General features: G+C 43.8%; 11 protein-coding genes. 1 reads left to right on the plus strand and 10 read right to left on the minus strand.

The genetic code is table 11. The features are described from left to right. Positions 1–137 precede the first annotated feature (137 nt). The 6 genes from F896_RS03015 to F896_RS02990 form a co-directional block, all read right to left on the minus strand. Complete coding sequence (locus F896_RS03015) at positions 138–428, minus strand: hypothetical protein (protein ID WP_016164840.1); 291 nt, start codon at positions 426–428, stop codon at positions 138–140. A gap of 144 nt (positions 429–572) precedes the next feature. After that, positions 573–1,781, minus strand: coding sequence for an OprD family outer membrane porin (locus F896_RS03010; RefSeq protein WP_416201944.1), 1,209 nt, complete (start codon positions 1,779–1,781; stop codon positions 573–575). 126 nt (positions 1,782–1,907) lie between these two features. Beyond that, entirely contained in the window at positions 1,908–3,251 is a 1,344-nt protein-coding gene (locus tag F896_RS03005) for an MFS transporter (RefSeq protein ID WP_016164842.1), read from the minus strand. Positions 3,252–3,359: 108 nt separating this feature from the next. Continuing rightward, complete coding sequence (locus tag F896_RS03000) at positions 3,360–4,061, minus strand: fumarylacetoacetate hydrolase family protein (RefSeq protein ID WP_016164843.1); 702 nt, start codon at positions 4,059–4,061, stop codon at positions 3,360–3,362. A gap of 36 nt (positions 4,062–4,097) precedes the next feature. After that, positions 4,098–4,733, minus strand: coding sequence for a maleylacetoacetate isomerase (gene maiA, locus F896_RS02995; protein WP_016164844.1), 636 nt, complete (start codon positions 4,731–4,733; stop codon positions 4,098–4,100). Next, on the minus strand, positions 4,730–5,791 hold the full coding sequence (locus tag F896_RS02990) for a cupin domain-containing protein (protein WP_016164845.1): 1,062 nt from the start codon (positions 5,789–5,791) through the stop codon (positions 4,730–4,732). Before F896_RS02990 ends, maiA begins: the two co-directional genes overlap by 4 nt. Positions 5,792–5,945: 154 nt before the next feature. Between F896_RS02990 and F896_RS02985 the strand changes: the two genes are divergently transcribed. Further along, positions 5,946–6,839, plus strand: a complete 894-nt coding sequence (locus F896_RS02985; RefSeq protein ID WP_032882538.1) for a LysR family transcriptional regulator — start codon at positions 5,946–5,948, stop codon at positions 6,837–6,839. A gap of 79 nt (positions 6,840–6,918) precedes the next feature. Here F896_RS02985 and F896_RS02980 read toward each other — a convergent pair whose 3' ends face one another. From F896_RS02980 to guaA, 4 genes are all read right to left on the minus strand, one after another. After that, positions 6,919–8,376 carry an aldehyde dehydrogenase family protein gene (locus F896_RS02980; protein ID WP_016164847.1) on the minus strand — a complete coding sequence of 486 codons (1,458 nt, stop codon included), beginning with the start codon at positions 8,374–8,376 and terminating at the stop codon, positions 6,919–6,921. 351 nt (positions 8,377–8,727) lie between these two features. Then, on the minus strand, positions 8,728–9,654 hold the full coding sequence (locus tag F896_RS02975; RefSeq protein ID WP_016164848.1) for a LysR family transcriptional regulator: 927 nt from the start codon (positions 9,652–9,654) through the stop codon (positions 8,728–8,730). 127 nt (positions 9,655–9,781) lie between these two features. Next, entirely contained in the window at positions 9,782–10,564 is a 783-nt protein-coding gene (locus F896_RS02970) for an ANT(3'')-II family aminoglycoside nucleotidyltransferase (RefSeq protein ID WP_016164849.1), read from the minus strand. Positions 10,565–10,622: 58 nt separating this feature from the next. Then, positions 10,623–12,191 carry a glutamine-hydrolyzing GMP synthase gene (gene guaA / locus F896_RS02965; RefSeq protein WP_016164850.1) on the minus strand — a complete coding sequence of 523 codons (1,569 nt, stop codon included), beginning with the start codon at positions 12,189–12,191 and terminating at the stop codon, positions 10,623–10,625. Positions 12,192–12,258 lie beyond the last annotated feature (67 nt).

A 12,258-nucleotide genomic window follows, 5' to 3' on the forward strand; every position in this document is an offset into this window, starting at 1 on the left:
AGTGCATAGGCACTCTTTTTTGGGTAACGAGGTTCACAGTTGATGGTAGTACAGCCCAATTATTTCAAAATAGTGGTTAAATACAGCTCGATAGATTAAATTGAATAGCTCACCGATAAAACATTTACTATTATGTGCTATATCGTTTTTAAGAAGTCATTACGTATCTTTATCGCTAGATGTCTAACTTTCTGAGAATATTTAGTCTTATTTCCAATCAAAGTTTCAATCAAATCTAAAACATCACTATCTATATACTCTGGTTTTTTCTGAAGCCAATTTAAAGCTAATTCAGGCCAATAATTTGATACGCTTTCAGAAAGTGCAAAAACGATTACTTTCTTCATATCTTTCAATGAATATGTGTATTTTTGTGGACTATTTTCATCCATTTCCAGAAGCAATAATCCATCTCTTAAATCATTCATATCTGCATAACTCAATTATTTTAATTAGCCTAAAAAGCATTCAATAAATTACTTGAGTATCAATGCCTAAAATTAACATAACATAGTTTATAAACAATAAAAAAGAGCACCTAGGCGCTCTTTTTTTAACAACATTGATCTCAATTAAAACCGCTTCGTATAGTTCACAAATAGACGGTCTTCACCAAAGTCATTGCCATGTTTGACCTTGTAATCAACACGTAGATATTGAACAGCAAAACCCTTTAAATAAGGCTGCTGAAAGGCATAATTGATCAAGACATTGGATTCAGTTTCATGATTTTTCTCACCATTGGCTGCTTTAAAATCATGACCATAAACATACTTCACCATGGCATTTAGCCCCGGTACATAATCCTTAAAATCATAGCCATACATCAAATGATAGGACTTTTCATTCTTCTTAAAAAAGCCTGTGGCATTCCAGTTAATAAAATACAACTCAGGCAAAAAACCATCGGGTAAAGGATAGGCCGATTCGCCAATAATTTGCTGATAACCCAAACCAAAGCTCTGATTGTTCACTTTCAACATTTCCAGCAGCCCGATATTTTGCGCATCGATCTCAAAATTATTGCCATCATTTTTAGCATTAAAATATTTCAATTTGGAATTGAGGGAAAAAGTCGGCTGTTTCCACGTATGCTCCAAGCCTAAATAGTGTTTGTTATATAAATCTTCTAAATTGCCAAAATAGTATTCAGCTTTCAGTGCAGGTGTCAGTTGATAACGTAGGTCAAGATAATTCAAGCCATCGGAATAGGCTGTTTTACCATTGGCGGTAAAGGAAAAGCGATGAAAATTCTCCTCATTGCGTGGAGATACTTTTTCCACCCGACCAATTTCAGCATAGAGCTGATCCGAAATCTGTGACTTTAAGTTCGTTCCCCAATACGAGGTAATGAGCTGCCGACTCGCATCTGAAGTGGTGACAGGTAAATCCAGCCATAACTCCCCGATACTCAGCAAGGTTTTGTCATAACCCAGTTTTAAGGTTGCCCCATATTTTGAATAATCAGCAGCTTGGGATTGAGTTTGTGAGTCAAAGGGTAACACCATATCACTGACATGCCGATCTGCACTTAAACGTACGGCATATTGCACCGAAGCGTCCGCGCCAATCCGAAGTGGCTTGTCTGCGATCACTAAAGGCGTATCGTGTAAATTTGAAGTATAAAATAAAGATGCACCTTGCGACCAACTACCAAAATTTTTGGCATTCGGATTGTCATAATCCCGATATAGATAGGCATTCTTTAGGTTAAATTTCCATTCATCTTGAATAGCTTGGGTTGGATCTGCTGCCCACAACATCGAACTGCTTCCTGACATCACGAACAGTGCGGTAAGCGTTAAAGTTTGTGTGTTTAAATTGTACATAGAATAAATCGTCCATAGCTGAGGTGCTGTACCATCCACTGGTACAGCCATCTATTTTTATTCGGAATATGCTTGATTTCAGCCTAACGTTGTCACAACGACAGGCTGGTCTTTTTTAAGGCGTTTAATTAGTAATAGTGAAATTGCTGCACAAAAAGCAGGAATGGCAAGAATGCTGAGAATGGCAAAACTAGAAAGATTCAATGACATCAACCAGCCTCCCATGATAGAGCCGACAACAGACCCCACACGTCCAATCGCATTGGCCCAACTCACGCCAGTTGCACGACAATGTGTTGGATAAAAGCTGGATGAAAAGGCATTGGCGCCAACCTGTGAGCCACTGATTCCTACACCCACACCAAACATGGCAAACATCAGTAATATGGTATTAGACTGTTCAATCCCGAGACCTAAACAGATCAGGAACAAACCACCAAAAGCATAGGCTGCACTTAAAATTTTAGTCGCATCCATTTTATCCATCAGCAAACCCAAGACGATGGCACCGATTGTTCCACCAATCTGAAAGATCGAGGTGAGCCATGAGGCATTGGATAAGTTAAAACCTGCATTGGTGAGTAAAGTCGGCATCCAGCTTGAAATCATATAAATGATCAGCAGACTCATAAAGAATGTAAACCAAATCAAAAAAGTACCTAAAGCAAGACCTTTACTAAATAAATCTTTGAGACTTGATTTGGCCACTTCATTTGCAGGCGGAACTAAGCTTGGAATCTGTGTGATATGCGGTGCCATACGACGGACGATGCTTTTAATTTGTTCGGCACTTTTTTGTTTCAAAACCAGAAAACGCAGCGATTCAGGTAATAGATAATATAAGAAAGGCACTGTACATAAAGGTGCGATGCCACCTATTAATAAAATGCCATGCCAACCGATATGCGGTAGCAGTTGTGCCGACAGAATCCCACCTAGCGCAGAGCCAATGGTAAAGCCACAAAACATCATGGTGACCAAATTGGAGCGGCGGGATGTCGGTGCATATTCTGACGTTAAGGTAATGGCATTAGGTAAAGCACCACCCAAACCCAGCCCAGTGAGAAAGCGCCAAATAATCAGCGTTTGCAAGTCCGATGAGAAAGCAGCAAATAGGCTGGCACAGCCAAACATGATCACCGAGCCGATCAGAATCGGCTTACGCCCAAGTTTATCTGACAAAGGGCCAAAAATCAGAGCACCTGCCATCAAGCCAAATAAGCCTGCGCCAAATAACGGTGCCAGATCAGTGGGTTGTAGCCCCCACTCGGCTTTCAATGCAGGAGCAATAAAACCCACTGCTGCGGTATCAAAACCGTCAATTGCAACAATCAAAAAGCACAACCACATGATTAGCTTTTGCAAAGCTGAAAGTGGTATTTCATCAATGAAACTTTGTACGTCTATGGTTTTCTGAGACATAACGACTCCTTTTGCCAATACCATGGCCAGTGCAATCCTTAGCAAAGGTGCTCAACTCTATTTATTGTTCAGTTTGAGCACCTGTTTAAACCACTCAGATCAAGTGAGTTATTTCACATTCACGGTGATGCCTGTTAAACCTGCAATCTCGGCGCGCATGACATCACCTCGCACTACAGCACCGACCCCTTCTGGTGTGCCCGTAAAAATCAAGTCACCCGCTTTCAGTTCAAATAAGGTTGACAGATTGGCAATAGTCTCGGCAACTGACCAGATCAAATGGGTGATATCACTGTGTTGTACAGTTTCACCATTCACGGTCAAATGAATATCGGCCTGATTGATCTCACCAGTTTCAGTCATCGGGTGAATGGGGCCAATCGGCGCAGAAAAATCGAATGCTTTGCCAATTTCCCATGGACGACCTTTTTCACGCATACTCATTTGCAAGTCGCGGCGAGTCATGTCCAAACCAACCGCATAGCCATAAATGTAATTTGCAGCATCTTCGACCGAAACATTGTTCGCATCGCGTCCTATTGCCACCACCAACTCGATTTCGTAGTGATAGTTTGAGGTTTCAGTTGGATAAGGAATCTCTACTGCATCCTGATTGACAGGTACAATTGACTCTAAATCGTTTGGCTTACAAAAGAAAAAAGGTGGCTCGCGATCTGGATCAAAGCCCATTTCACGTGCGTGGGCAGCGTAGTTACGCCCGACACAATAGACACGGCGTACTGGAAATTGCTGATCTGAGCCATGAATAAACAGGCCCGCTGGTGTCATTGGCTGGAAAATAAAAGTCATGGCATATTCCTTGTTGATATAGGTTAAATCAGAGCCTTAAAACGCATCTGCCTGCTGTTCAGGGGCAGCTTTCTGGAACGCGTCGAGGGTCATACAATGCTGATAAATTTCATTAATTTGAGGATACGCCGACAGGTCGACCTGAAAGCGTTGTGCCGATACCACTTGCGGAATCAAATACGCATCGGCAATGCTAACTTGCTTGCCATAGCAGAACTTTTCCCGAGTTGAATCTTCAGCCAATAGGTGCTCTAAGGCTGAAAAACCATCTTGAATCCACTTGGCACACCAAGCATTGATCTGGTTCTGATCCAGTCCAAGCTGGCGTAAATACTCCAGTACACGCTTATTGTTTAAAGGATGAATATCACATCCGATCAAAGCAGCAATGGCGCGCACCCTCTCTTTACCGAGTGCATCTGCTGGCAACAGGGCTGGTTCAGGGTATTGTTGTTCTAACCATTCGATTATGGCGGGGCTTTGTAATAACGTGCCCGCCTCCGTTTCCAAGACGGGCACAAAACCCTGTGGATTTAGCCTTTGAAAAGTCGCTTGATGATGCTCATTTTTCGCCAGCGATACATAGCTCGCCTCATAATCCAGACCCTTGAGATTCAGGACAATGCGGGTACGGTGCGATGTGCCGCTACGGAAAAAACCATACAGTTTCATGGACTCACTCCTTCCGCATGACGCTCACGTATCGAATACAGACCTAATTTGCGTTGCAAAGGTGCCTCATCGGCAATAAAGAGATAGCATGGCTGCGCAGATGTATTGATTAAATCAATAGCAGCAAAACATGGTGCACATGCGGTATCCGCTTGGGTTAAATGGAAGTCCTGTTGATCAATCTGAATGGTCAGGCCACCTTCAATCACATGAAAGACCTGTGCAGTGGAACGCAAAGGCAAAGACAGCGTTTCATTCGGACGCAGGAGTAAAGCTGAATAACCCAGAATGTTCTGACAGTCTTTCCCTGTTTCAGGATTGATATATGCCACTTGCAACGGGTCCTGATAGCCAGTTTTTTCAGCTAAAGCATCTAGTACTTTTTTGGTGTCTTTCCAGGCATAACGCATCATCGGATAAGGTGCATCTTCACGACTAAAATGTGGTGTTGGCACAATACCCGCCGCGTACTGAGGCGTAGAACCTTGATTAATCCGATCAACTTCCTGACGACGCCCCTCTTCAACAAAAGAGGCTTCCATATAATAAACCAATGGTAAATCAAGAATATCCATCCAGATCACAGGTTGATCGCCATCATGTCCATGCTCATGCCACAACCCAGACGGGGTCAGGATCATGTCTCCATGTTCCATAATGCATTTTTGCCCTTCGACCGTGGTATAGGCCCCTTCTCCTTCAACAATCAGACGCACCGCATTCGGTGCATGTCGATGTGCAGGCGCCCACTCTTGCGGAAGCAGCAATTGCATACCTAAATACATGGCTGGGCTGACTTTCATATTCTCCAAACCATGACCAGGGTTGGCGAGTGCCAAGACACGACGTTCTGCCTTTTCAATCGGTGTTAACTCACCTGCTTCTAACAACAGTGGCTTGATCTGCTGGAAATACCAAGCCGTTGCAACCGTTTGCGGTCTTGGTTTATGAGGTGGAATAAAGCTTCTTAAATTGGGCCACAACGGCACCAAATTGGATGCATTCAGTTCTTCACGATAACGTTCTGGTAGCTCTTCGAGCGTGCCTAACTGTTCCATATGTCATTCCTTTTTCTGCCCATGGAGCACAATACTAATGACGATAATTTCATCAATATTCGGTGTTGGCTCAATGTAACAATCAGGATGTGTTGAATCTATGCACAAAAAACAATAGGCTGTATTGATAAAATCAATACGGTGGTTGATGGCAATGTTTGATCTGGATACACGGCTGCTGAAAATTTTCTTTGAAATTTATCAGCATAAAAGTATTTCTAAAGCCGCAGAACAACTGGGTATTGGTCAGCCCACTTTGAGTATTGCACTGAATAAACTCAGGGCTCATTTTGGTGATCCGCTGTTTGTGCGTATTGAAAATAAAATGCAGCCCACTGAACTTGCCCAACAGATCTATCCAATGGTGGTGGAAATCTTAAACCGCTTGAAGTTGGTTCAGAATTACAATATTGACTTTGATCCAAAAACTTCGACTTATCAATTCCGTATCAGTATGACCGACATCAGTCATTTGGTATTCTTACCTCGTCTGATGAATTACATGCGTCTGCATGCCCCCTCAATTCGACTGGAAATCTTACCGATTGATAGCCAAACTGCCCCGATGATGTCGAATGGGGATATTGATCTCGCCATTGGATTTCTCCCCCAGTTGGAAGCTGGTTTTTACCAACAAACCCTGTTTCAGCAGCATTACACCTGTATTGCCAGTCAACAGCATCCAAGACTGACAGGAACCAGCCTATCGGCTTCAGCGTTTGCTCAGGAATTACATGTCGATATCTTGGCAACGGGGGGACATTATGTGGTGGAACATGAGCTGCAAAAACACGGCGTCAATCGAAATATTCTGGTGCGTTTACCCAGCTATTTGGGAGTTGGTCTGATTGTCCGAGATACAGATACTATTGCGACAATCCCTCACTATCTGGCACAGGTTTTTATGACCCAAGGTGGACTCAAAACTTTTGAACCGCCTTATAATTTCCCTCAATTCAGTGTCAAACAACACTGGCATTCACGTGTCCATCAGACCCCAAGTAATCAGTGGTTGAGACAGATTTGCTTTAAACTGTTCTCGGCTTAATGCTGAGCAAGGTTAAAATAAAATAGCGCATCGAAATTGATGCGCTATTTGATATCTCATTCAATGGCTGACAGAACATCTAGTCCGTTCTAGAAACACCTGTTGAAATGGTAATGTGCTTATATTCAATAAAGTCATCCATTGCCGCCATACCATTCATTCGGCCGAGTCCAGAATTTTTGAAACCACCTTCCTCAAACTCGTCATACACCACGGCCCAATCATTGATCCAAACCGTACCCGCTTCCATTTCCGTCGCCACCCGCAACGGTAAATCCACATCACGACTCCAGATTGAAGCGGCTAAACCATATTGGTTGTCATTGGCGAGCGCAATCGCTTCCGCTTCAGTATCAAATACTTGCAAGGTCAGTACTGGCCCAAACGTTTCTTCCTGAATAATTTCCATCGAATTATCATTCACTTCGAGCAAGGTTGGGCGGTAGAAAGCCCCTTTGGCCAACTCACCTTCAGTGATCGGCCCACCACGAACAATGACCTTCGCTCCTTCGGCAATCGCTTTTTCAACCACCGCATCTACACGTGCTACATTATTTTTGTCGATCAATGGTCCCATATCACTACTTGGATCAGCGGCAGGGCCAACTTTAACTGCTTCCAAACGCTGAGCCAGTTTCTGTTTCAGCTCATCTGCCAGCTCACGCTGCACCAATAAACGTGAACCAGTCATACAGAACTGACCTGCAAAAATGGTTAAGGCTTTTTCCAACTTCGGCAAGACCAGATCTAGATCAGCATCTTTAAACACGATCATCGGGGTTTTACCCCCTAGCTCTAAGCCAAATCGTTTCAGATGTTGTGCACCTGTTGCCGAAATGGCCTTACCCGTTGCCGTGCTGCCGGTAAAGCTAATCACAGGGACATCTGGAGATTCAACCAGTAAACGCGATCCACCTCCAGTCGACTCACTAAAGAGATTGATCACCCCTTGTGGTAATGAAGGAAGCTCAGAAAAAATTCGGGAGATCACGGCATTGGTTTGTGCGGTTTGACCCGGCATCTTAATTACTGTTGTGGTGCCCGCCGCTAATGCAGGTGCCAGTGAACGAATCATTAAAACCACTGGAGAATTCCACGGCACAATAATTCCAGACACACCCATCGGTTCACGCAAAACCATCGAATAGCTGCCTGGCTTTGGTTCTAATGCTCGACCATACTCGGTCAAGGTTAATGCTGCGTAATAACGTAATTTGGCCGGAACCATCGTCACTTCAAAGCTGGCTTCTGCTTTAATTTTTCCATTTTCAGTGGCAAGGATCTCAATCAACTCATCTGCATGGCGTTCAAAAGCATCGGCCATTTCATTGAGTACTTTTGCACGTAAACGACGGTCACGTTTCCAATCGGTTTTTTTTAATGCGGTCTTTGCTGCCCATATGGCAGTTTCCACCTGCGCTACTGTCGCATTGGCATATTGCCCGATCACTTCATATGTTGCTGGATTAATCGACTGTATATGCTGATGAGAGTCTACCCACTCACCATTAATCCAGTTTTTAGCTAGTCTATTCATCTGCACATCCTAAAATGAAAATAAGAGAAGATCGGCTGAATCCTCAATCAAATATCTGTTTGCTATCATGTTCACCATCATATTTCACTCACACAATCGACACTCTAAGCAATGGTCAGACTGCAACCCATGCTATTTCTAAACAACACTTGCAAGTTACTTTGGATTCATGGGTTCGACTTGTGATGGCGACTCATTGCTAGCGTAAATGCTGATTGAATTCTCGATCTTCTGAGATCACCCAATATCAACAAGGGTTAAAGCGAGGCAAACACCCTACCAAATGATGTTTTTTGTTCGCTAGACCACAAAAAACAAAACTATGATTCGCTTTTTCCGAACATTCCCTTATCACGACTGCCGCAAAATGTTCTGAATCTGGCTATCCCAAGGTGCAGGATGGCCAATTTTTGTGGATAGAAAATCAACCAAAGCTTGAATTTTAGGTGAAGCTCGATTCGACAAGCGGTAAACCACAGAAATATTGCCTCCCGAGGGTGAGAACTCAGGCAAGATCACCGTAAGTTGCTGCTGGCAAATCGCGTCTGCGGCAAGAAAGCTTGGTAAAATCGCAACCCCTAAGCTCAGCTTGGCAGCTTCCAATAATTGATGGCCACTATCTGTACGTAGATAAGGTGAAATTCGGAAAAATGCTTTCTTACCTTCGACAGGCAGTTGCCACATACCGTGCGGTTCTCGAGGCAGGTACAGCAGACCACGATGGTGCAACAGTTCATTGGGATGTGTTGGTCTTCCATATGCTTTTAAGTAGTCTGGACTTGCACAAATATAGTGATGATTCGGTGCAATGGTCTGACTGATCAGGTTGGAATCCGGCAATTCTCCCATCCGAATCGCTGCATCATAATGACCATTATTCAAATTGACGAAATGATCACTCGACTCAATATCCAGCTTGAGTTCAGGATACAGCTGCATGAATTCTGCCAAATAAGGAGCGAGATATTCAGTGTTAAACGCTTGGGGTACCGATAAACGAAAACTGCCACTTAAATGCTCATGCCGAGCACGAATGGACTCTTCCAAGTCATTTAACTCCGCCAGAATCTTGGTCGACTGTCGATAAAATTCCTGTCCAGCCTCAGTGAGCAACACACTCCGACCACGATGAATCAGTGCAGTCGATAAACGCTGTTCCAATTGTTGAATCCGTTGACTCACCACCGATTTAGTAATGCCCAGACGTTTCGCAGCGTGGGTAATACTGCCTGCTTCAACCACTGCGATATAAGTTTGCATTTCAACAATCTGGTTCAAAAGGCACTCCCCATCAGGGTTTAGTCGTAGACTGATGTTAGGTCTAATCGCGCCTGCTTGAATAGTCTGTTATTGCAATACTAAGTCTTATCCATGCAACAATCCAAACAATGTCCTTTACTGTTTATTATTTATGTATCTTTTGTTCTAAAAGCACTTTTATTTTCATACTGAGGAAATCAACAACAGGGACTAAAGCCTGATGCTGTTGTTGCCAGTTTTGCTTTCCAATCTCACCTTTATATTCTTGGACCATGCACTGCAAAACAGGCTGATATTGCGGTTGTAACTGAGTCATCACCCATTGCGCAGCCTGATCTTTAGGTGCAATCTCATTCGTCACCAAACTAAAATAAATACGGCATAAGGCCAAGATCTGATTACGCTCATCGGCATCCTCATCCCAATGCGCCACAATCGATGGATAGGTGTCTGCCATCGCCTGCCAGAGTTGCTGTACCGGAATCTCAGCTGACCACTGTGTCAAACTTGGCCCGAACAAAGTACGATGATGCATTTGTGCTTTCTTCAGCAAAATACTCAGATCTGGGTCTGCATGTTCGCTAAGCATATCGCCTTGACTTAATTCATCCCGTAACCATTCCCCAAACTGTAGTTCGTAGCTGAGTGGGTAACTTCCCGAAAGAATATGGTCTTTGCGTACGATGGTGACTTCAAGTGCACGTTGTGCAGCACCAATCGGATGCGAAATGTGTAATAAGGTTTCTGCCAGTTGCTGTCGTTGCTGGAGTGTCAGGGCTTGACGCACCACAACCAAAACATCCAGATCACTTTCTGGACCTAGCCCGCCATCAACGGCTGAACCATACAGATAAATGGCGAAGAGGGATCCACCCAAAAGCTGTTGCAAAGATTCGGTTAACTGTTCGAGTTGCAAGGTTTCGGACATACTTGACCTCTTTTTCAAGCGCATAAAAAAAGGCAGGATTTTCATCCTGCCCTTGGTCTTATTCCCACTCAATCGTTGCTGGTGGTTTAGATGACACGTCGTAGACGACGCGTGAAACATCTTTAATTTCGTTCATGATACGGGTTGAGATTTTATCAACCAAGTCATACGGTAAGTGCGCAAAACGTGCTGTCATAAAGTCAACGGTTTCTACGGCACGAAGTGCAATCACCCATGCATAACGGCGACCATCACCCACCACACCCACTGATTTTACAGGTTGGAATACTGCAAATGCTTGTGCAGTTTTGTCATACCAACCGCTGTCACGCAGTTCTTGCATAAAGATGTCGTCAGCAAGACGAAGAATATCTGCATATTCTTTTTTCACTTCACCCAAAATACGTACGCCCAAACCTGGACCCGGGAACGGATGACGGTAAATCATGCTATGCGGTAAGCCAATGGTTGTACCTAATTTACGTACTTCGTCTTTGAACAAGTCACGTAATGGTTCAACCAATTCAAATTCTAGGTCATCAGGTAAACCGCCCACGTTGTGATGTGATTTAATCACGTGTGCTTTACCTTGTTTGCTTGCAGCAGATTCAATTACGTCTGGATAAATCGTACCTTGTGCCAAGAATTTTACGCCATCAAGTTTACGCGCTTCTTCGGCAAAAACTGCGATGAACTCACGACCAATGATTTTACGCTTTTTCTCAGGATCAACTTCACCTGCCAACGCAGTCAAGAAACGCTGTTCAGCATCAGCACGGATCACACGAATCCCCATGTTTTCTGCAAACATTTGCATCACTTGATCACCTTCGTTTAAACGAAGTAAACCATTGTCTACGAATACGCAGGTCAACTGATCGCCAATAGCTTTATGCAATAACGCTGCAACCACAGATGAATCCACACCACCAGACAAACCTAACAGAACTTTTTCATCACCAATTTGTGCGCGTAACTGCTCTACACGTAAGTCGATAATGTGTTCTGGTGTCCACAGACCGCGACAACCACAAATCTGATGTACGAAGTTAGACAGTAATTCAGCACCCTTTGCCGTGTGAGTCACTTCTGGATGGAACTGAACGCCATAGAAACGACGTGTTTCATCACTCACCGCAGCAAATGGACAGCTAGGTGTGCTTGCTGTGACTTGGAAACCTTCTGGAATCGCACTTACTTTATCGCCATGACTCATCCATACGTGAAGCTGGTTCTCGCGATCTTGCAAGTTACCAATTAAATGATCACGTACTAGAATGTCTACTTCTGCATAACCAAACTCATGCACTGTACCTGGCTCTACTTTACCGCCAAGTTGTTCAGACATGGTTTGTAAACCATAGCAAATACCCAACACTGGTACGCCTAATTCAAATACAACTTGCGGCGCGCGTGGGCTGCCTTCTTCATGTACGCTCTCAGGGCCACCTGACAAAATAATCCCGTTCGGATTAAACGCACGAATGTCTTCTTCAGACATATCGAATGCATACATTTCAGAATAGACACCCGCTTCACGTACACGACGTGCAATGAGCTGGCTATATTGAGAGCCGAAATCCAAAATAAGGATACGATCTTCAGTAATTTGAGTATTGGTCGTCATGGTTCATCATAAAGGCAAATGAATTAAGCGCCATATTCTAACATTTTTCACGCTTTGGCGCATCGCA

Origin of the sequence: Acinetobacter genomosp. 15BJ (genome assembly GCF_000400715.1) — a bacterium.
GTDB lineage: Bacteria > Pseudomonadota > Gammaproteobacteria > Pseudomonadales > Moraxellaceae > Acinetobacter.